Here is a 21,627-nt window from a genome sequence, read left to right on the forward strand (position 1 = left end):
GGGTGAAAGAAAAGCCTATCAACTGATAGGCTTGTACTCTTTAATTACACGTAATGTCTGTAATGTCATATCTTCAGGACCTTGTACAGGTAAACCCGCTTCTAAGTTTTTACGAATATACTCTAAGTTATCTTGTGTAATAATTTCCCCCGGAGTAAAGATTGGAATCCCTGGCGGATAAACCATAACGAAATCAGCTATAATACGACCTGCTGCATTTTCAAACGGGATGACTTCTGTTTCCGAATAAAAAGCATCTCGAGGAGAAAGTGCTAGCACTGGTATTTCTGGAATTTCTACTTGTATTTGAACACCTTTATCGGCTTTATTTCTAAATGTCGCTGCTAAATCTTGTAATGCTGCAATAAGTGTATTTGTTTCACTTTCTGTATCCCCAAAAGTGACAAGACATAGTATATTGTATAAATCTGAGAGTTCTACTTCAATGTTATATTGCTCTCTAAGCCATACTTCAGCCTGATGGCCTGTAATACCTAAATCTTTTACAGATACAATTATCTTTGTAGGATCATAGTTAAAAGTAGCATCTGTACCTAGCATTTCTTTCCCAGGACAGTAAAGATCCTCAATAGCGTTAATAGCATCACGAACTTGTTCCGCTAATTGTATTGTTTGTTCTATGAGTGCCGTTCCTTCTGTAGCAAGACGTTTTCTAGCAACATCTAGGGACGCTAACAAGATGTAAGAAGTTGATGTAGTCGTAAGCATGCTAATGATAGATTGAACATGTTTTACATTCACAAGGCCTTCCTTCACATTAAGAATAGAACTTTGCGTTAAAGATCCACCTAGTTTGTGAACGCTTGTTGCTGCCATATCTGCACCGGCTTGCATCGCTGACATCGGCAATTCATCGTGAAAATGAATATGAACACCATGAGCCTCATCAACTAATACAGGGATATCATAAGAATGTGCTAATTGTACAATCTGTTCTAAGTCCGCAGCAAAGCCAAAGTATGTTGGGTTAATAACAAGTAAGCCTTTCGCATCTGAATGCTCTTCAAGTGCCCTTTTGACAGATTGAATTGTGATTCCGTGTGAAATACCAAGTTTTGGATCGATTTCAGGATGCATGAAAATCGGTTTTGCACCTGAGAAAATAATAGCTGACATTACTGATTTATGCACGTTTCGTGGCACTAGGATTTTGTCACCAGGACCGCAAACGCTCATCACCATTGTCATTATTGCACCACTTGTACCTTGAATAGAAAAGAAAGTATGATCTGCACCAAATGCAGCGGCTGCTAAATCTTGTGCTTCTTTAATCATACCTTTTGGATGATGTAAATCATCGAGCGGCGCAATATTAATTAAATCAATTGCTAATGCATTATGCCCAATAAATTCGCGAAATGTAGGATCCATGCCTTGTCCTTTTTTGTGACCAGGAATATGGAATTGAATTGGATTTCGCTTACTGTGCTCAACTAAAGCGGTAAACAATGGTGTTTCGTATTGGGACAATCTATACACCCCTTCTTTTTCATAATATTTATTAGAGTTTGTTTTATATAATCTGTTCTAAAAAAGTTAAGTGCTTTTTTAGAATGAGACTTGTTTTTCTGCCAATCACAAAAGCGTTTTTGAGATGGTAGGTTCACTTTATTTTCTATAAAACAAAAGGATTATATCACCAATAATTATAGATGTATAGAAAAAAATGTTTTTACAGTGAATATGTTAAATAGTTATTTCCAATTGCCTTATAGAGGAAGACAATTCCATCACAATGAATAAATAGTGTATAATGCAAAGTGGCTATAGTGAAGAAGAAAAAATCCCTTTAAGATAGCATATTGAAATAAGAAGAAATGATAAATGAGGTGCAAAATGGAATATCAATATCCGTTAGATTATGATTGGTCAAATGAGGAAATGGTTGCAATTGTGAAGTTTTATGAAGCAATTGAGAAAGCATACGAAAAAGGAATTATAAGAGAAGAGTTAATGGGATTATATCGTCGTTTTAAAGAGATTGTTCCATCCAAAGCAGAAGAGAAGAAAATTGATAAAGAGTTTCAAGAAGTAAGTGGATATTCTATATACCGTGCGATTCAAAGGGCGAAAGAAACTGAAGAACAAAAGCTTGTGAAATTGTAAAAAATATTTTGAAAAATGAAAACTGAAGTGATATAATGTGATAACAACTAAAAACGGACAATATAAATTGTCCGTTTTCTACTATCGATTACAAAGTGCATATAAAGGAAGGAGTGATTGCATCGTAGATTCAATCTTAGCAAGGAATTGTTCGTTGGTCATTGCTGAAAACTCCTCTGGTGATATATGAATACCAACTAATAATTCCGCTTTTTTCACAGTAGCTAGACGTTCAATCATCTTTTGTAAGTCTGCTGTTTCAAGTGTTTTATGTAATTTTACACTTGGTTTAGTATGGTCAATGGACCAAACGAAGTCATTTGGAATATTTGTTTTTAAATCATTTAAATGTTCTAAGAAGGCGTGAGCCGTCTCCACTTTTTGTGGACACTCATAGATTAAACCAAAGTATATGAAGGCATGAGTACCCCATAATCCAATTTGGAAATGTGGTAGCATTTTATATCCGCGTTTATTTGTTGAAAAAGCAACCCAAGTATCGTTTGGTGGATTGACTTTGCGACGTGCATGTTTTGCTACATGATAAAAAAAGTTCTCATCAGTTTGTTTGGATAAATACGTTGCAAACTGTTCCCCTAAAGCTTCCAGTTTAGGATGAATGTTCGTTTTAATTGCACTCATTCGTTCTTCGAGACCATCAACTGTAAAGACCTCAAAATCAGTTGACTTGAATGTTTGTAGTGTCATGATTGTTCCTCCAACTCCTATTTTGCTTTTATTTTAGCATAGCTTGTACTATTCATAAAAAAAACAGCACAAAAAAATTTAAATAAAAAAATATAATTTTGTTGCATAGATGATTTATCCAACATAGTATAGTATAAAACAAAAAATCAGAAAATTAAATCAATTCTAGTCCGAGGGCAGACGAATATTGGGAGGAGGCAAATAATATGAGACAGGTGATTAATGCGTTAAAGAGAACAGATGCTGAAAAGAGAATACCGGTGCTACGTTTGGAGCTAGATTATGAATTAGCAACTTTATATGATGCGATGATGGAAAATGATAAACTGAAAAAAGAAGAGTGTGTACAAAAGTTAGAAGTGTTAAGACTTGAAATGATTCGTTTAGAAGCGTAATAATAGTATATGTATAAAAAATTAGTTGGTGCGAACCTTATAAAGGGTTCGTTTTTTCTGTGAACAGTATAGATCGGAGTGTTTAAACATGCAAGAAGTATGGAAAGACATCGATGCACACGCCAAGCAGTGGATTCGAGATGCAGGAGAGTTTTTAATGGCATCAATGGAAAACGCACTTATTATAGAAACGAAATCCAATGCAGCTGATTTAGTAACAAATATGGACCGAGAAATAGAACAGTTTTTAATTGGGAAAATTAAAGAAACATTCCCGAACCATAATATTTTAGGAGAAGAAGGTTATGGAGATGAGGTAACTTCTTCGGATGGGGTTGTTTGGTTAATTGATCCAATTGATGGCACGATGAACTTTGTTCATCAAAAAAGAAATTTCGCAATTTCAATTGGAATTTATGAGAACGGTATCGGAAAGGTTGGACTCATTTATGATCCAGTTCATGATGAATTATACCATGCGGTAAAGGGAGCTGGAGCATTTTGTAATGAAGTACCAATACCTTTATTGGAAAAAGGAGCTGTAGAGCAAGGTATTGTAGCTTTAAATGCGATATGGCTTACCGACAATCCATTGCTTAATAAGGAAAGTATGATGGCACTGGTTAAGAAAGCAAGAGGCACGAGATCATATGGCTGTGCAGCGTTAGAGATGGTATACGTTGCAACAGGAAGAATAGATGCATATGTAACGCCGAGATTATCACCATGGGATTTTGGTGGGGGGCAGATAATTGTAGAGGAAGTTGGAGGCAAGGTGACCACATTTTCTGGATTCCCGCTTTCTATGGTAGAGAAGAGCAGCGTATTAGTTGCAAAACCAGGGGTGTATGAAGAGGTGTTACGATTTATAGCGGAGTAACAAAAAAAGTAAGAGGCTGTATAAGCGCTTCTTACTTTTTGACGTTATTGCGATTTACGCATTTTTCTTTTTGTTACAAAACCGTATCCAACTGTAACAAATGTGCCGATAATGCAAATAATAATACCGATGGGACTATTTTCAGCAACCATAATGCCGATACCGATTAAGAAAATAACACCGATAATTGCAGTTAATAAAAAGCGATATTGAATGTGTTCCATTTCTTCACCCTCCAATTTTATTTTACTTTCACAAAAGTAAGAATACAACTATATTTTCATTCTTGATTTTATTTTGATTGCCATTGTATCCCCTTCGCTCTTATAATAGAGAAGGATTAAAAAGACATTAGGAGTTGGACATGTTGAAAAAACGACAAGATTTACGAAATATAGCAATTATTGCCCACGTTGACCATGGTAAAACAACACTTGTTGACCAGTTATTACGTCAAGCGGGGACGTTCCGTGCGAATGAACATATTGAAGAACGCGCAATGGACTCAAACGATCTAGAAAGAGAACGTGGTATTACAATTTTAGCGAAGAATACTGCGATTCACTATGAAGATAAAAGAATTAACATTTTAGATACACCTGGTCACGCTGACTTCGGTGGAGAAGTAGAACGTATCATGAAAATGGTTGATGGTGTTCTACTTGTTGTTGATGCATATGAAGGTTGTATGCCACAAACACGATTTGTTTTAAAGAAAGCTCTTGAGCAAAACTTAACTCCAATCGTTGTTGTAAACAAAATTGACCGTGACTTCGCTCGCCCTGATGAAGTAGTTGATGAAGTAGTTGACTTATTCATCGAACTTGGTGCAAATGAAGATCAATTAGAGTTCCCAGTTGTATTTGCATCAGCAATGAACGGAACAGCAAGCTTAGATTCAAATCCAGCAAATCAAGAAGAGAATATGAAATCATTGTTTGACACAATTATTGAACATATTCCAGCACCAGTTGATAACAGCGAAGAGCCACTTCAATTCCAAGTAGCACTTCTTGATTACAATGACTATGTTGGTCGTATCGGGGTTGGACGCGTATTCCGTGGTACAATGAAAGTAGGACAACAAGTTGCATTAATGAAAGTTGACGGAACTGTAAAACAATTCCGTGTAACGAAATTATTTGGTTACATTGGATTAAAACGTCAAGAAATTGAAGAAGCAAAAGCTGGAGATTTAGTAGCGGTTTCAGGTATGGAAGACATTAACGTAGGTGAAACAGTATGTCCGGTTGAGCATGAAGAGGCTTTACCATTATTACGTATTGATGAGCCAACACTACAAATGACATTCCTTGTAAATAACAGCCCATTTGCAGGTCGTGAAGGTAAATTCATTACATCTCGTAAAATTGAAGAGCGTCTTCGTTCACAATTAGAAACAGATGTAAGTTTACGTGTAGATAATACAGATTCTCCTGATGCGTGGATCGTATCTGGACGTGGAGAATTACATTTATCTATCCTAATTGAAAACATGCGTCGTGAAGGTTATGAACTACAAGTATCTAAGCCTGAAGTAATTATTAAAGAAGTTGATGGCGTAAGATGTGAGCCTGTAGAGCGCGTGCAAATCGATGTACCTGAAGAATACACTGGTTCTATTATGGAATCTATGGGTGCACGTAAAGGTGAAATGTTAGATATGGTGAATAACGGAAACGGTCAAGTTCGCCTTACTTTCATGGTTCCAGCACGTGGTTTAATTGGTTACACAACAGAATTCTTAACATTAACTCGTGGTTACGGTATTTTAAACCATACATTCGATTGCTACCAACCAGTACACGCTGGACAAGTTGGTGGACGTCGCCAAGGTGTTCTAGTTTCACTTGAAACAGGAAAAGCATCACAATATGGTATCATGCAAGTTGAAGACCGTGGTGTAATCTTCGTTGAACCAGGTACAGAAGTATATGCTGGTATGATTGTCGGAGAACACACTCGTGAGAACGACTTAACAGTTAACGTTGTGAAAATGAAACAACAAACTAACATTCGTTCTGCGACGAAAGATCAAACTTCAACAATGAAAAAACCACGCTTAATGACTTTAGAAGAGTCATTAGAGTACTTAAACGATGACGAGTTCTGTGAAGTAACTCCAGAATCAATTCGTTTACGTAAAAAGATTCTTGATAAGAGCGAACGTGAAAGAGCTGCTAAGAAAAAGAAATCTGTAGAAGCGTAAAATAATAGAACAGCTACCTTTGAGGGGTAGCTGTTTTTTTTATTATATTTATTTTTGGAATATTTACTCTTTTTTGTGGACAGTATTTTTTTTGCAGGTTACTCTTGTATTAAGTACATAAATAAAATTTGTTTTTTGTGAGAAAGGGGGATGAATGATGTTAGAAAGAATGTCGTTTTTTGCGAAATTATGTAAAGTTGATGAAAATCCAGAACTAGGGATGTGGTTACTGTATGGCATCATTATTATATTAAGTGCACTTGTGTATAATTTAGGTTTTGCAAGAAAACTATCAATAATAAAAAATATAGTGATATATATATCGTTAGCGATTGGGTGTACAGTTTTAACTTTCTTTGCAGTTTTTTTACCTGTTGGAGAGGGCCTTGTTGTAGCGGCAATTGTACTGGGGATTTATAGGTTGCGTTTACGTCAAGCAAGACAACAAAAAGCTGGGTGAGGGGGCGAATTTTTATGCGTTCAGTACAAGATGCATTATATAATTGGTTAACGATTAAAACAGTTGCTGAAGCACGTCCAGATGATCGTGCTGCAAAAGAAACGTATTTGTTATTTCAAAATATGATATATGAAGAACATAAATTAAAAAATGTGGAAGTTCAAAAGAACGAAGAAATGTATTTGATTACATATGAAATGAATGGAGAAAAAAAATCTGCCAGGTTTCCATTAGAAGCTATTGATTGCTTTTTGGATCAAATGAATCGTGAACCTGAAAAATATAAATAAGTCCTTATCTATATGATTAAGGACTTATTTATATTTTACCAATCGTCTTCGACTTTTTTATCACGATATAATCGGAAATTACCACTTGCATGACGTTCCACCGTACGTTCTGCAATTCGTTCCGAACATTCCATGCACATATATGTATGAATAGGGCGGTTACGCAGTTTTTTTGCCATAGGATTTTCATCATCTAACATATCTTTTTTATCACAAATCATACATTTGACTCTCATTTCGTCACCTCAATACGGATTCTATCAGTACAAGTATATCATGGAAGTATAATGTTTTTGAATAATAGCGGGAAAAAATAATATTTTCGCAATTCGAAAAATAGGTTATGATAAGGATATATTAAGTATATTTGGAGGTGGAAATATGGCGAATGTAGTAGAGCCTACATTAACAGATGATTTAGTACAAACGTTACGTAAAGAATGTATTGTTATGGTAGCAACAACAGACTTCGAAAAACAAGTTCCTAACGTAAGTGCTATTTCTTGGGTGTATGCAGTGAGTAAAACTAGCATTCGATTTGCAGTAGATCAACGTTCACGTATTGTGGAAAATATACGGCATAGTGCTGGGGTGGTATTGACTATAATGGCGAATGAATCCGTATTTTCCATAAGTGGTGCAGGTGAAATTTTGACTGATAGAATGGAAGGCATTCCTCTAAAATTAACTGTAATAGAAGTAAATGTACAAGAAGTACGTGATGTTATGTTTTATGGAGCGAAACTTGCAATTGAGCCAACGTATGAAAAAACATATGACATTCGCGCAGCGAAAAAGCTGGATAACCAAGTGTTAGTAGGAATAAAAGAATTATAAATGTGATAAATAAGAAAATCAGTTATTGTGATTTTATGTTAATAATTATAATTAAAAGTAATATATTGAATAGAAATGAATAAAAAATAAATAAAAGGTTTAATGGCTATGAATTTCGATTCTACCTCGTTTATACGGTACATATAATTATAACAATGGTTCGTCCATATTTTATGGATGAAACCCTTGTTCTACAAATTTAAAAGTGGAGTCAGGGGGTAACAGGTTGGATAAAATTTATGTGTTAGATACGAATGTACTTTTGCAGGATCCTTTATCTATTTTTTCATTTGAAACCAATGAAGTAGTGATTCCGGCAGTTGTATTAGAAGAGGTTGATTCGAAAAAACGTTATATGGATGAAGTAGGACGAAATGCTCGTTATGTATCTAAGTTAATAGACAAATTTCGTGAAATAGGAAAGCTGCATGAAAGTATTCCGCTAGAAAACGGCGGTACATTTCGTATTGAATTAAATCATCGTTCATTTGTTCAACTACAAGATATTTTTGTAGAAAAAACAAATGATAATCGAATTTTAGCTGTAGCAAAAAATTTATCTTTAGAAGAACAAGAAAAAGAGGACGGGAAGTCTGTTATTTTAGTAAGTAAAGACGTGCTCGTAAGGGTAAAAGCTGATGCAATTGGTTTGAAGGCGGAAGATTATTTAAGTGATCGTGTAATTGAAGTAGATAATATATATTCAGGATTTTTAGAAGGGTATATATCAAAAGAGCAATTGGATTATTTTTATGAAAAAGGTGAATTGCCTTTATCCGAAATTGCAAATCACCCTTTTTATCCAAATCAGTTTGTAGTGATGAAAGATGCATTAGGGGGATCTAGTTCAGCACTTGGCATTGTGGATCACTTAGGTAAGAAGGTAAAGAAGCTTATTTTTCACAATGAACAAGTATGGGGGATACGACCACGAAATGTGCAGCAAATTATGGGATTAGAATTGTTGCTTCGTGAAGATATTCCGCTAGTAACGTTAACAGGGAAAGCTGGTACAGGAAAAACATTACTAGCTTTAGCTTCGGGGCTTATGCAAACTGAAGATTTAGGGCTATATAAAAAACTACTAGTTGCAAGGCCAATTGTTCCAGTCGGAAAAGATATCGGCTATTTACCAGGAGAAAAAGAAGAAAAGTTAAGACCGTGGATGCAACCGATTTTTGATAATCTAGAGTATTTATTTAATACGAAAAAGCCAGGAGAGTTAGATGCTATTTTAGCTGGAATGGGTTCGATTGAAGTGGAAGCTCTTACCTATATACGTGGGAGAAGTATTCCGGATCAGTTCATTATAATTGACGAAGCACAAAATTTAACGAAGCATGAAGTGAAAACGATACTAACAAGAGTAGGAGAAAAAAGTAAAATCGTATTAATGGGAGATCCCCAGCAAATTGATCATCCGTATTTGGATGAGTATAATAACGGTTTAACATATGTTGTAGAGAAGTTTAAAGAGCAACGTATTAGTGGTCATGTGAAGTTTGTTAAAGGGGAGCGATCTAATTTAGCTCAACTAGCAGCAGATTTATTGTAAAAAGGAGTGAGCTTAAGCTCACTCCTTTTCTTTAAATAATTGTAAATTTACGGATGTTGCGGATTGGATTTTGTTGATTAGATCCATCATTGAAATAGAGATGAACAGGCCCATCCTCTTTTAATGGCTTTCCTTCTTTTGAAAAACCAAGAATAGCATTTTCTACAGTTTCTAATGGAAGTAGTATTGTTTGATCTACTGTTTCAATTTCGACTTGCGTAGCGTCATCTGAAATTTCGGCGTTAGCAAGAAATGGATGAAATGGTATACCAAACGTTCCAGTAATTAGCTGTTCTTTTTTATATTTCTTTACACTTTGTTGTATCGGTGGAAACGCAGCACCATCACGGATTTCGCGATCCCAATGTTCTGAAGTGTTTTTTAAATAAGCTTCTAGTTCTGATGTGTTTTCTCTTGTTTCATCAAAGTAAGTTGTCAAATCTACTTTTCGATCATCAAAGATCCAAACCGTTGGATCGATAGTGATTGGAAAACGAACTTTTCCATTAATAAATAAAATTTCGCTCATTGTTGTTCCCCCATTTGTGTTATACTCCCACTTTTCAGTATAATAGCATTAGACACGGTTGTCACAAAAAATGTTTCTATTGCAATTTACTAAAACTATCGCTAATATTAATAGATAGGAGAGAGTAGGACGGAAACGGAGGGAATCAATTTGGCGTCTGAGACAGTATCAAATCATCAGGAAAAGGCACTAGCCCTTCTACAAGCGGATGCGGAGAAGATTTTAAGACTTATTAAGGTACAAATGGACAATCTGACAATGCCGCAATGTCCATTATATGAAGAAGTGTTAGACACACAAATGTTTGGACTATCCCGCGAGGTCGATTTTGCAGTTCGCCTTGGTCTTATTGCAGAAGAACAAGGGAAAGCAATGTTAGGAGAGCTTGAACGTGAGTTATCTGCACTTCATGAAGCATTTACAAACAAACAACAATAACGGGTTCAAATAAGGGGGCTCAAACTGAAAAAGTTTGGGCTTTTTATTTGTATAATAAAGCAGGAAGAATCAATGTACATATGGAATACAACAATAATTAAATTGAAACAGAAAGAGGAAATGAAATGAAAAGAGTATGGAAATCAATGGATTATTCATTATTACTTCCTCTTGTTATCTTATGTGTTTTGGGAGTTATAATGGTATATAGTTCTAGTTCCATTGTCGCGATTTCGTCGAAATATAACTGGCCAGCAGATCACTTTTTTAAAAAACAATTAGTTGCTCTTGCTATTGGAACGGTAATACTAGTGATTGTCGTTATAATCCCTTATAAATTTTGGAGAGAACAAATGGTTCTAGCAGCAATCGGGTTAGGGAGTCTTGCCTTACTAACAGCAGCCTTAGTTTTCGGGCAGGTCATAAATGGTGCAAAAGGATGGATACTAGGTATACAACCAGCTGAGTTTGTAAAAATAGCAGTTATTATTACGCTAGCAAGTTTTTTTGCTAAGAAACAAGAGAGGCAAACCCCTTTTTTTCAAGGGATAATACCTCCTATATTTGTTGTCGGTGGATCGATGGTGTTAATTTTATTACAAAATGACTTAGGGACCGACATATTAATAGGTGGAACAGTGTTAATTATGTTCTTCTGTTCAGGAGTTAATGTTAATTTGTGGATTAAAAGATTTTTATTAACATCTGTCGTGTGGATTCCGGCGTTGTATTTTATCGGAAACTATAAATTAAGTCCATACCAAAAAGCTCGATTTTCAGTTTTTCTTGATCCATTTAGTGATCCGCAAAAAGATGGATTTCAACTAATAAATTCATTTATTGGAATTGCCTCAGGTGGATTAGGTGGTAGAGGATTAGGGAATAGTATACAAAAGTATGGCTACTTACCAGAGCCGCAAACGGATTTTATTATGGCAATTATATCTGAAGAACTAGGTTTTATAGGTGTAGCTATCATTTTAATCTGTTTATTACTTATTATCATTCGTTCGTTTAGAGTAGCACAAAAATGTAAAGATCCATTTGGAAGTTTAATTGCAATCGGAATTGCAAGTTTAATTGGAATACAAACATTTGTTAATGTGGGTGGTATGTCTGGATTAATACCGCTTACAGGGGTACCTTTACCGTTTATTAGTTATGGCGGTAGTTCTTTGTTGGCTAATCTAATCTCGATGGGTATATTATTAAATATTGCTAGTCATGTAAAACGACAAGAGAAACAGCAAAATGAGGTAATGAAAGAAAGAGAACAAGACGGACCACGTCTTGTAGTTGTGAAATAAAAAAACACATTGTGCTTTAAAGCACGATGTGTTTTTTTATTTTTTAGAAATATTAAATATGATATATTAATTAGTATTTACAATAAAAAATATATCACATTTAATCTAATGTGATATACAATTGAGTTGTTAGAAAAGGAAGAGGTATGCTATACTATTTTTGTGAAACAAATTGCACAGAAAACTTATCATTTGTTAAAAAATAAGGTATGATGGATAAAAATAAAGTGAAGCTTTCTAAGTATAATATAATGTGGAAAGTGAAGAACTTCACGCTTTTTAAGGTGTGTATATATTTTATCTCTAGAGTGGTAGGAAAGTAGAGGGGGAAAATCATGACAAAGCTGCAACGTATTCAAAAAGTATTGGTAGCTAACCGTGGAGAGATTGCAATTCGTGTATTTCGAGCTTGTTCGGAACTTGGATTAAAAACAGTTGCAATCTATTCTAAAGAGGATAGTGGTTCTTATCATCGTTATAAAGCCGATGAGTCCTATTTAGTTGGGGAAGGAAAAAAGCCAATTGATGCTTATCTAGATATTGAGGGCATTATTGAGATTGCGAAAAGTAATCATGTAGATGCAATCCACCCTGGATATGGTTTCTTGTCAGAAAATATTCAATTCGCGAAACGTTGTGAAGAAGAAGGGATTATCTTTATTGGTCCAAAGAGTAAGCATTTAGATATGTTTGGAGATAAAGTGAAAGCAAGAACACAAGCGCAGCTAGCACAAATTCCAGTTATACCTGGTAGTGACGGTCCAGTAAATTCATTAGAAGAAGTCGAAAAATTTGCTGAAAAGTATGATTACCCGATTATTATTAAAGCATCTCTTGGTGGTGGCGGTCGTGGTATGCGTATTGTGCGTACTAGTGAGGAATTAGGAGAATCATATAATCGAGCGAAATCAGAAGCAAAAGCAGCCTTTGGTAATGATGAAGTATACGTAGAAAAATTCGTTGAAAAACCTAAACATATAGAAGTACAAATTTTAGCAGATGAAGAAGGCAATGTTGTTCATTTATACGAGCGTGACTGTTCTGTACAACGTCGTCATCAAAAAGTTGTAGAAATAGCACCGAGTGTATCACTTTCAGATGATCTGCGTCAGCGTATTTGTGATGCTGCTGTGAAGTTAACGAAAAATGTAAACTATTTAAATGCAGGAACAGTAGAATTCCTTGTAAAAGGTGATGAGTTTTACTTCATAGAAGTAAACCCACGTGTTCAAGTTGAACATACGATTACAGAAATGATCACAGGAGTCGATATCGTTCAATCACAAATTTTAATAGCTGATGGACATGCATTACATAGTAAAATAGTAGGTGTTCCGAAGCAAGAGGAAGTGGTTGTACACGGATTTGCAATCCAATCTCGTGTAACAACTGAAGACCCACTAAATAATTTTATGCCGGATACAGGAAAAATTATGGCGTATCGATCAGGCGGTGGTTTTGGTGTGCGTCTTGATACAGGAAATAGCTTCCAAGGTGCAGTTATTACACCATACTACGATTCTTTACTTGTAAAAGTTACAACTTGGGCACTTACTTTTGAGCAAGCTGCTGCAAAAATGGAACGTAACTTAAAAGAATTCCGTATTCGTGGTATTAAAACAAATATTCCATTCCTAGAGAATGTAGTAAAACATAAAAACTTCTTATCAGGAGAATATGATACTTCGTTTATTGATGTGTCACCTGAACTATTCTTGTTCCCGAAACGTAAAGACCGCGGAACGAAAATGTTAAATTATATTGGTTCAGTAACAGTAAATGGCTTCCCAGGAGTAGGGAAAAAAGAAAAGCCAATATTCCCAGATGCTCGTATTCCATGTTTAAAACATTCAGAGCCAATCCAAAATGGAACGAAACAAATTTTGGACGAGCGTGGAGCAGATGGATTAGTAAAATGGGTACAGGATCAAAACCGTGTACTTTTAACGGATACAACATTCCGTGATGCACATCAGTCATTACTTGCAACTCGTATTCGTACAAAAGATTTACATCAAATTGCAGAGCCAACAGCGAGAATGTTACCAAACCTATTCTCAGCTGAAATGTGGGGCGGTGCAACGTTTGATGTCGCGTATCGTTTCTTAAAAGAAGATCCATGGGAACGATTACTAGATCTTCGTGAAAAAATGCCAAACGTTTTATTCCAAATGTTACTTCGTTCTTCAAACGCAGTTGGTTACAAAAACTATCCAGATAATTTAATTCAAAAATTTGTGGAATGTTCTGCTCAAGCTGGAATTGACGTGTTCCGTATTTTTGATAGTTTAAACTGGGTGGAAGGTATGAGAGTTGCAATTGATGCTGTACGAGATACTGGTAAAATTGCAGAAGCAACAATGTGCTACACAGGAGATATTCATGATCCGTTACGTAGTAAATATGATTTAAATTACTATAAAAACTTAGCAAAAGAGTTAGAAGCATCAGGAGCACATATATTAGGAATTAAAGATATGGCAGGCTTATTAAAACCTAATGCGGCATATGATTTAGTTTCTGCATTAAAAGAGACGGTATCGATTCCGATTCACTTGCATACACACGATACGAGTGGAAATGGTATATTAACGTATACAAAGGCAATTGAAGCAGGTGTTGACATTGTCGATGTAGCAGTAAGTTCTATGGCTGGTCAAACGTCACAACCAAGTGCGAACACGCTATACTATGCATTAGGTGGAAACGAAAGACAGCCAGACGTTAATATAGATTCATTAGAAAAGCTATCTCATTATTGGGAAGATGTACGCAAATACTATGCACCGTTTGAAAGTGGTATGAATGCACCTCACACAGAGGTATATATGCATGAAATGCCAGGTGGACAGTATAGTAATCTTCAGCAACAAGCGAAGGCGGTTGGTTTAGGAGATCGCTTTGATGAAGTGAAAGTAATGTACCGTCGTGTGAATGACATGTTTGGAGATATTGTAAAAGTAACACCGTCATCAAAAGTTGTTGGCGATATGGCATTATTTATGGTTCAAAACCACCTGACAGAACAAGATGTTTTAGAGCGTGGACATGCTTTGGACTTCCCTGGATCTGTTGTTGAAATGTTCTCTGGTGATTTAGGTCAACCGTACGGTGGTTTCCCGAAAGAATTGCAAAAGATTATTTTAAAAGGGAAAGAGCCGTTAACAGTAAGACCAGGTGAACTACTAGAGCCAGTAGATTTCGACGCGTTAAAAGAAGAATTATTCCATAAACTTGGACGCGAAGTAACAATTTTTGATGTAGTTGCATATGCATTATATCCGAAAGTATTTATGGATTACGAAAAAGTTGCTGAGCTTTATGGAAGTGTATCTGTACTTGATACACCGACATTCTTCTATGGTATGAGACTTGGTGAAGAAATCAATGTGGAAATCGAACAAGGTAAAACATTGATGGTTAAACTAGTATCAATTGGAGAGCCACAGCCGGATGGAAATCGAATTCTTTACTTGGAGTTTAACGGACAACCACGTGAGATTGTTGTGAAAGATGAAAGTGTGAAAGCAACAGTGGCACAACGTGTGAAAGGAAACCGTGAAAATCCAAACCATATTAGTGCAACAATGCCAGGAACGGTTATTAAAGTAGTTGTAAAAGAAGGCGATGAAGTGAAAAAAGGCGATTCTATGGCAATTACAGAAGCGATGAAAATGGAAACGACAGTTCAAGCGCCGTTCAATGGTAAAGTGAAAAAAGTATATGTTAATGATGGAGATGCAATTCAAACGGGTGACTTACTGATTGAATTAGATCACTAAAATAGAAAAAGAGCTGTGTAAATACAGCTCTTTTTTTATCGCAAAAAATACCTTGCCAATTCGGCAAGGTATTTTAATTTGAATTTAAATTTATTTTGTTTGTTTAGAAGTTGATTCAGCTTCTTTTGCATTCGCTTTACTTCTTGTACCTAACATAACTAAATAGCATAGTACAGCAAACAAGCAAGAAATGAATAGTGAATGTAATAATGCCATTACTAAATTAGCATTTGTAAATACGACTAAAATTCCTACGATCGCTTGAAGTGTAACAAGGATAAATGAAATGATCCATCCCCAGTATACGACAGGCTGCTGTTTGTAATGGCGAATAGCGAGAATCATCGCGTATAGTATCCAAGCGAAAATTAACATCGCTGCAACCCTATGTCCCATTTGAACCCATTCATGTAGTTGAGTTGGCATAGGTCTATTTTTGCTACATAAAGGAAAGTCTGGACAGGCTAAGCTAGCTCGTTCGTGACGGACTAAAGCCCCTGTGTAGACGACAATATAACTGTAAATTGTTACACCATAAATATGAAATTTCATTTTTTTGTCCATAATAAGTGAACGTGCATCAAATTTCTGGTCGATTTCAAAGATAAGACACGTTAATAAAATGACAGATGCAAATGAAATTAAGGAAATACCGAAATGGATAGCAAGTACAGCTGGCATTTGTCCCCAAACAACTGCTGCAGCTCCCATTAATGCTTGTGCAACTAAAAATACGAAGGATAAAATTGCTAACGTTTTTGTTTCGCGCACATGTTTATAATATTTCCAGGACAAAATACAAAGGAGAGTGACAAGAATTCCTGCTGATCCTGATGTAAGGCGGTGACTTAGTTCAATAATAGTTTCCATTGATAAATTAGATGGAACAAATTCACCGTTACAAAGTGGCCATGATTTACCGCACCCTTGGCCAGAACCTGTTTTTGTAACTAAGGCGCCTCCTAGTAAAACTATTAATAAATCAAGACTCGTAATGACTGCTAACCATTTAATAAAGCGTTGCAATCTATTTCACCATCTTTCTGCTATGAAGTTATTGCGAAATATTTTCATTCCATTATGTATAGAATAAAAAGCGCTAGTTCCTATGATATATAAAAAATAATAAAATAGCAAAGAAATGGCGGGGGCAGACAGGGGAGAGAAAATGGGTGTGGAAATAGGATGTATAAGGGAATTTTTAGGTGAAAAACAGGCTATTTTGAAAAGATATGGGGAGAATACGTGTTAAATATGACAAAAAAGTTTATTATAGAAGGTAACATCATGTTATGATAAGGACAAGTAAGAATTAAGTTTTTATATTCGACACAAAAAGTTCATGTTTTCTTCACAAAATGTTCGGGAAATATGATTTAATATATTGGAGTATGGGCGTAGATTAGTAGTAGAATGGATTAACAATATTTCTACTGTAATAATATTGCTATATAGAAGCGAAATATTTCATTCGAAATAGGCGCAAAAAGAAAGATGAAAGTTTTAAGAGGGGGTTAAAGTGATGAACCATGCAACAAGTGAGCTGCATGATGAGTCAGCTGTTACAAGTGTACCGGAAACAACTCGGTTACAAGATTTATCAGCGCTCGTTAAAATGGGGATTGTAAACTCAAATACACTTACTGTATTTACAGGATTTTGGTTGGCATTACATTTCAATGGATTAAGTGTGATGGACAATCTGGATAAGTTATTCTTTACAATCGTTGGTTCTGGATTAATTATGGCAGGGGTATGTTGTTTAAATAACTACATTGATCGAGACATCGACCCGTTAATGGAAAGAACAAAAACCCGTCCAACGGTTACTGGGAAGTATAAACCGGGATTTGCACTTACATTTGGACTAGTTATATTACTTCTTGGATTTGTATTTTTATTATTAACAACACCAATGGCAGTATTAATGGGATTTATTGGTGCTTTCACATATGTTGTCTTATATACATTATGGACAAAGAGAAAGTATACACTAAATACTGTTGTAGGTAGTATATCTGGAGCAGTTCCACCTTTAATTGGATGGGCAGCAATCGATCCATCTTTAGGTCATCCAATTGCTTGGATGTTATTTTTAATTATGTTTATTTGGCAAATCCCACATTTTCTCGCATTAGCGATGAAGCGTGTTGATGAATATCGAAATGCAGGAATTCCAATGCTTCCTGTAGTTCATGGATTTGAAATTACGAAACGCCAAATTATGATTTGGACAGTATGTTTATTACCACTACCATTTTATATGAGTGGACTAGGGATAACATTTATGGTAATTGCAACATTGTTAAACATCGGATGGATCGTTTTAGGATTTTATGGCTTCCGTAAGCAAGATGACATCAAATGGTCCGTACAAATGTTTGTTTATTCCCTAAATTATTTAACAATCTTATTTGTATCAATGATTGTAGTTACATTCTTCTAAGACAACGACATAATTGGATTTCTTTACGTTGAGATTTACTTTACTTAACTATAAAGTACAATCTAATTCACAAGGAAAGTGGGGGTTGTTTGTATGAAGAAACAGTGGCGACTGCTTTCGTTCGTTTCACTGCTGGCTTTACTGTTAGGGGGATGCGGTAAAGCCTTTCAATCTACTTTAATTCCGCAAGGAGAAGTAGCAAAAATGCAATATGATTTGCTCTTACTAGCAACTGCGATTATGGTAGGAGTAGTACTAGTAGTTACTATTATTTTCTTATATGTAATTGTGCGTTTCCGACAAAAGAAAGGTCAGGAAGATTATATTCCGGAGCAAGTTGAAGGGAATCACAAACTAGAAATTATTTGGACAGTTATTCCGATTATTCTTTTGCTAATCTTAGCTGTTCCGACGGTTACATATACATTCAAACTTGCTGATGTAAGTGCGATGGAGAAAAAGAATATTGATAAAGATACTATCGTTGTTGATGTAACAGCGAATCTTTATTGGTGGGAATTTTCTTATAAATCAGAAAAAATAGTAACTTCTCAAGATTTAGTCATCCCCACAGGTAAGAAAGTGTATTTGAATTTGAAGGGTGCCGATATTAAACATTCGTTTTGGGTTCCATCTTTAGCTGGGAAAATGGATACAAATACAGACAATGTGAACAAAATGTGGTTAAAGGCAGATAAATCGGGCACTTATAATGGTTTTTGTACAGAATTTTGCGGCCCATCACATTCTTTAATGCAATTCAAAGTGAAAGCTTTAGATGAAAGCGAGTACAAAAAGTGGCTTGCTGATATGAAGAAGATTGATGGGAAGAAAGAAGTAGCTTCAACAAAGGCGCAAGAGGGCCAAGAAATATTTAATAAAAGCTGTATTGGTTGTCACGCAGTTGGATCTAATGATAGTAGACCACCTTCCGCTCGTATCGCACCAAACTTAGCAAACTTTGCGGATCGCGATATGGTTGCCGGTATTGCCGAAAATAATGAAGAAAACTTAAAAAAATGGCTGAAAGATCCTGAAAATATGAAACCAGGAAATAAAATGACTGGTAAATATGGCAACTTAACGGATGATCAAATTGATGCATTAAATGCATACTTACAAACGTTAAAAGTTGAAAAGTAAAGAGGGATTATTCGCGAAGGGGAGGTTGAAAACGTGAGTTCTGTAGCAAAAAAACAGGGGATGGGTGCTGTCATATGGGATTATTTAACGACAGTAGACCATAAAAAGATTGCCATTCTCTATTTAATTGCAGGTGGATTGTTTTTTATAATAGGCGGAATAGAGGCTCTATTTATTCGCCTTCAATTAGCGATTCCTAACAACGCTTTTCTTGTTGGGGATGCTTATAATCAAGTATTAACGATGCACGGTACAACAATGATTTTCCTCGCAGCTATGCCACTCGTGTTTGCATTTATGAACGCCGCTGTACCACTTCAAATTGGTGCACGTGATGTAGCGTTCCCGTTTTTGAATTCACTCGGATTTTGGTTATTTTTCTTTGGTGGAGTATTTTTAAATTTAAGTTGGTTTTTAGGTGGAGCACCTGATGCAGGATGGACATCTTATGCATCTTTAGCTTTAGCCTCAAAAGGCCATGGTGTTGATTTTTATGTACTCGGCTTGCAAATCTCCGGTATTGGTACATTAATTGGAGGTATTAACTTCCTTGTAACCATTATTAATATGCGTGCGCCAGGAATGACGTATATGCGTATGCCGATGTTTACATGGACGACATTTGTAACATCTTCGCTAATATTATTCGCTTTTCCGCCGTTAACTGTAGGATTGGGACTTTTAATGTTAGATCGTTTATTTGGAACAAGTTTCTTTAATCCAGCATTGGGCGGGAATACAATTATATGGGAGCATTTATTCTGGATTTTCGGTCATCCAGAAGTATACATTCTTATACTCCCAGCTTTCGGAATATTCTCAGAAATCTTCGCGACATTTTCGAAAAAGCGATTATTTGGTTATTCATCGATGGTGTTTGCGACAGTATTAATTGGATTCTTAGGATTTATGGTATGGGCGCATCATATGTTTACTGTTGGGCTTGGTCCAGTTGCAAATGCTATTTTCTCAGTTGCAACAATGGCGATTGCGGTTCCGACCGGTATTAAAATATTCAATTGGCTCTTTACGATGTGGGGCGGAAGTATTCGTTTTACGACACCGATGATGTGGGCAGTAGCTTTCATTCCATCATTCGTAATGGGAGGAGTTACAGGTGTTATGCTAGCATCTGCGCCTGCTGATTATCAATTTCATGACAACTATTTCGTAGTAGCGCACTTTCATTATGTAATTGTCGGCGGTGTGGTATTTGGTTTACTTGCAGGAGCTCATTATTATTGGCCACTGATGTTTAATAAAGTATTGAATGAAACGTTAGGAAAGATAACATTTTGGCTATTCTTTATCGGTTTCCATTTAACGTTCTTCATTCAGCATTTCCTTGGATTGATTGGTATGCCGCGTCGTTACTACACATATCTTGAAGGTCAAGGGTTGGAAATGGGGAATATGATTAGTTCTATTGGAGCGGTATTTATGGCTCTTGGAACGATTGTTCTTCTATTCAATGTAATCAAAACAACAGTATCAAAAGAAAAGGCTGGTCGTGATCCATGGGATGCACGTACATTAGAATGGACAATGCCAGCACCTACACCGGAATATAACTTTAAACAATTGCCATTTGTTCGCGGATTAGATCCGTTTTGGATTGAAAAACGTGAAGGGAATAAAGAGATGACCGCGGCGGAACCAGTTGGTGATATTCATATGCCAAATCCATCGTTTTCACCATTTATCATTTCTTTAGGATTGTTTATAGCGGCATTCGGTGCAATGTATATGCAGGGTGGAAAAGATAAGTTTTGGTTATTAGTAGCAATTATTGGTTTAATCATTACATTTGGCACAATGTTCTTACGTTCAGTAATCGATGATCATGGATATCATATTCATAAGGAAGATTTAGAAGATAAGGGGGGCAAGGCATAATGCATGTAGATGAAAAATTAACGAATGAAACATTTCCAGCAGAGCCTGAAAAAGCAACCCTTGAGGGGAAAAATAAGTTTGTCGGTTTTTGGTTATTTCTTGGAGGCGAAACAGTATTGTTCGCTTCCTTGTTTGGCACATATTTAGCGTTAAAGAATTCTACAAATGGTGGACCAACATCTCAAGAGATGTTCCAAATGCCCCTCGTTTTCATTATGACGATGCTTTTATTAACGAGTAGCTTAACGAGCGTATATGCGATGTATCATATGAAAAACTTTAACTTTAAGAAAATGCAACTTTGGTTATTAGTAACAGTGTTGCTAGGTTTAGGATTTTTAGGGTTTGAGATATATGAGTTTTATCATTATACGCATGAATTTAAGCATACTATGAGAAGTAGTGCGTTTGGTTCCGCGTTTTATGCTCTTGTTGGTACGCATGGACTCCACGTATTGTTTGGATTGTGTTGGATTTTAACATTAATCTTTAGAAATGCGAAGAGAGGTCTAAATTTATACAATGCACCGAAGTTTTATGTTGCATCGATTTATTGGCACTTTATTGACGTAGTTTGGGTGTTTATTTTCACTGTAGTATATTTAATGGGAATGGTGGGATAAAC

General features: G+C 35.8%; 21 protein-coding genes. 15 read left to right on the plus strand and 6 right to left on the minus strand.

The genetic code is table 11. The features are described 5' to 3' along the window. Positions 1 to 18: 18 nt before the first annotated feature. Positions 19 to 1,491: an arginine decarboxylase gene (speA, locus tag KVT31_RS03685; protein ID WP_140392535.1), complete on the minus strand. Its 1,473-nt coding sequence runs from the start codon at positions 1,489 to 1,491 to the stop codon at positions 19 to 21. A gap of 366 nt (positions 1,492 to 1,857) precedes the next feature. On the opposite strand from speA, the gene KVT31_RS03690 reads away from it, so the two are divergent. Next, positions 1,858 to 2,127 (plus strand): UPF0223 family protein, encoded by a 270-nt coding sequence (locus KVT31_RS03690; RefSeq protein ID WP_088097564.1) that lies wholly within the window; start codon positions 1,858 to 1,860, stop codon positions 2,125 to 2,127. An 81-nt stretch (positions 2,128 to 2,208) separates the two neighbouring features. Here the strand turns inward: KVT31_RS03690 and KVT31_RS03695 are convergent, their stop codons facing one another. Continuing rightward, positions 2,209 to 2,835, minus strand: a complete 627-nt coding sequence (locus KVT31_RS03695) for a YktB family protein (RefSeq protein WP_088097563.1) — start codon at positions 2,833 to 2,835, stop codon at positions 2,209 to 2,211. A 206-nt stretch (positions 2,836 to 3,041) separates the two neighbouring features. Here KVT31_RS03695 and KVT31_RS03700 point away from each other — a divergent pair, with 206 nt between their 5' ends. Both KVT31_RS03700 and KVT31_RS03705 read left to right on the plus strand, forming a co-directional pair. Further along, a complete protein-coding gene (locus tag KVT31_RS03700; protein WP_001250166.1) occupies positions 3,042 to 3,230 on the plus strand; it encodes a hypothetical protein in 189 nt (62 codons plus the stop codon). A gap of 88 nt (positions 3,231 to 3,318) precedes the next feature. Further along, a complete protein-coding gene (locus tag KVT31_RS03705; RefSeq protein WP_088097562.1) occupies positions 3,319 to 4,110 on the plus strand; it encodes an inositol monophosphatase family protein in 792 nt (263 codons plus the stop codon). A 44-nt stretch (positions 4,111 to 4,154) separates the two neighbouring features. Here KVT31_RS03705 and KVT31_RS03710 read toward each other — a convergent pair whose 3' ends face one another. Continuing rightward, the gene (locus KVT31_RS03710; protein WP_000400129.1) at positions 4,155 to 4,334 is read right to left on the minus strand and encodes a DUF5325 family protein; all 180 of its coding nucleotides are present in this window, start codon (positions 4,332 to 4,334) and stop codon (positions 4,155 to 4,157) included. Between the two features lie 140 nt (positions 4,335 to 4,474). Here KVT31_RS03710 and typA point away from each other — a divergent pair, with 140 nt between their 5' ends. The 3 genes from typA (at position 4,475) to KVT31_RS03725 (ending at position 7,069) form a co-directional block, all read left to right on the plus strand. Further along, positions 4,475 to 6,319, plus strand: a complete 1,845-nt coding sequence (gene typA, locus KVT31_RS03715) for a translational GTPase TypA (protein WP_000914755.1) — start codon at positions 4,475 to 4,477, stop codon at positions 6,317 to 6,319. A gap of 157 nt (positions 6,320 to 6,476) precedes the next feature. Further along, positions 6,477 to 6,779 carry a YlaH-like family protein gene (locus KVT31_RS03720; protein WP_000893656.1) on the plus strand — a complete coding sequence of 101 codons (303 nt, stop codon included), beginning with the start codon at positions 6,477 to 6,479 and terminating at the stop codon, positions 6,777 to 6,779. Positions 6,780 to 6,793: 14 nt separating this feature from the next. Next, positions 6,794 to 7,069, plus strand: a complete 276-nt coding sequence (locus tag KVT31_RS03725; RefSeq protein WP_088097560.1) for a hypothetical protein — start codon at positions 6,794 to 6,796, stop codon at positions 7,067 to 7,069. Between the two features lie 35 nt (positions 7,070 to 7,104). Here the strand turns inward: KVT31_RS03725 and KVT31_RS03730 are convergent, their stop codons facing one another. Next, positions 7,105 to 7,305 (minus strand): YlaI family protein, encoded by a 201-nt coding sequence (locus tag KVT31_RS03730; RefSeq protein ID WP_088097559.1) that lies wholly within the window; start codon positions 7,303 to 7,305, stop codon positions 7,105 to 7,107. Between the two features lie 145 nt (positions 7,306 to 7,450). Here KVT31_RS03730 and KVT31_RS03735 point away from each other — a divergent pair, with 145 nt between their 5' ends. Both KVT31_RS03735 and KVT31_RS03740 read left to right on the plus strand, forming a co-directional pair. Next, positions 7,451 to 7,906 (plus strand): pyridoxamine 5'-phosphate oxidase family protein, encoded by a 456-nt coding sequence (locus tag KVT31_RS03735; protein WP_088097558.1) that lies wholly within the window; start codon positions 7,451 to 7,453, stop codon positions 7,904 to 7,906. A 226-nt stretch (positions 7,907 to 8,132) separates the two neighbouring features. Further along, entirely contained in the window at positions 8,133 to 9,461 is a 1,329-nt protein-coding gene (locus KVT31_RS03740; RefSeq protein WP_000358079.1) for a PhoH family protein, read from the plus strand. A gap of 31 nt (positions 9,462 to 9,492) precedes the next feature. Here the strand turns inward: KVT31_RS03740 and KVT31_RS03745 are convergent, their stop codons facing one another. After that, positions 9,493 to 9,990 carry a molybdopterin-binding protein gene (locus KVT31_RS03745; RefSeq protein ID WP_088097557.1) on the minus strand — a complete coding sequence of 166 codons (498 nt, stop codon included), beginning with the start codon at positions 9,988 to 9,990 and terminating at the stop codon, positions 9,493 to 9,495. A 150-nt stretch (positions 9,991 to 10,140) separates the two neighbouring features. Between KVT31_RS03745 and KVT31_RS03750 the strand changes: the two genes are divergently transcribed. The 3 genes from KVT31_RS03750 (at position 10,141) to pyc (ending at position 15,517) form a co-directional block, all read left to right on the plus strand. After that, the gene (locus KVT31_RS03750; protein WP_000135698.1) at positions 10,141 to 10,428 is read left to right on the plus strand and encodes an Fpa/YlaN family protein; all 288 of its coding nucleotides are present in this window, start codon (positions 10,141 to 10,143) and stop codon (positions 10,426 to 10,428) included. A gap of 125 nt (positions 10,429 to 10,553) precedes the next feature. Next, positions 10,554 to 11,735: a putative lipid II flippase FtsW gene (gene ftsW / locus KVT31_RS03755; RefSeq protein WP_088097556.1), complete on the plus strand. Its 1,182-nt coding sequence runs from the start codon at positions 10,554 to 10,556 to the stop codon at positions 11,733 to 11,735. A 335-nt stretch (positions 11,736 to 12,070) separates the two neighbouring features. Continuing rightward, positions 12,071 to 15,517: a pyruvate carboxylase gene (gene pyc, locus KVT31_RS03760; RefSeq protein ID WP_088097555.1), complete on the plus strand. Its 3,447-nt coding sequence runs from the start codon at positions 12,071 to 12,073 to the stop codon at positions 15,515 to 15,517. Positions 15,518 to 15,607: 90 nt separating this feature from the next. Here pyc and ctaA read toward each other — a convergent pair whose 3' ends face one another. Beyond that, positions 15,608 to 16,543: a heme A synthase gene (gene ctaA, locus KVT31_RS03765; RefSeq protein WP_001188734.1), complete on the minus strand. Its 936-nt coding sequence runs from the start codon at positions 16,541 to 16,543 to the stop codon at positions 15,608 to 15,610. A gap of 496 nt (positions 16,544 to 17,039) precedes the next feature. On the opposite strand from ctaA, the gene ctaB reads away from it, so the two are divergent. From ctaB to ctaE, 4 genes are all read left to right on the plus strand, one after another. Beyond that, positions 17,040 to 17,963 (plus strand): protoheme IX farnesyltransferase, encoded by a 924-nt coding sequence (ctaB, locus tag KVT31_RS03770; RefSeq protein WP_001015062.1) that lies wholly within the window; start codon positions 17,040 to 17,042, stop codon positions 17,961 to 17,963. A gap of 93 nt (positions 17,964 to 18,056) precedes the next feature. Then, complete coding sequence (coxB, locus tag KVT31_RS03775) at positions 18,057 to 19,106, plus strand: cytochrome c oxidase subunit II (RefSeq protein WP_000745278.1); 1,050 nt, start codon at positions 18,057 to 18,059, stop codon at positions 19,104 to 19,106. A gap of 60 nt (positions 19,107 to 19,166) precedes the next feature. Continuing rightward, a complete protein-coding gene (gene ctaD, locus KVT31_RS03780; RefSeq protein ID WP_000501451.1) occupies positions 19,167 to 21,002 on the plus strand; it encodes a cytochrome c oxidase subunit I in 1,836 nt (611 codons plus the stop codon). Further along, positions 21,002 to 21,625, plus strand: coding sequence for a cytochrome c oxidase subunit III (ctaE, locus tag KVT31_RS03785; protein ID WP_000557861.1), 624 nt, complete (start codon positions 21,002 to 21,004; stop codon positions 21,623 to 21,625). Before ctaD ends, ctaE begins: the two co-directional genes overlap by 1 nt. The last annotated feature ends 2 nt before the right edge of the window (positions 21,626 to 21,627 follow it).

The organism is Bacillus sp. GbtcB14 (assembly GCF_019091205.1).
GTDB classification, from domain to species: Bacteria; Bacillota; Bacilli; order Bacillales; family Bacillaceae_G; genus Bacillus_A; species Bacillus_A cereus_AG.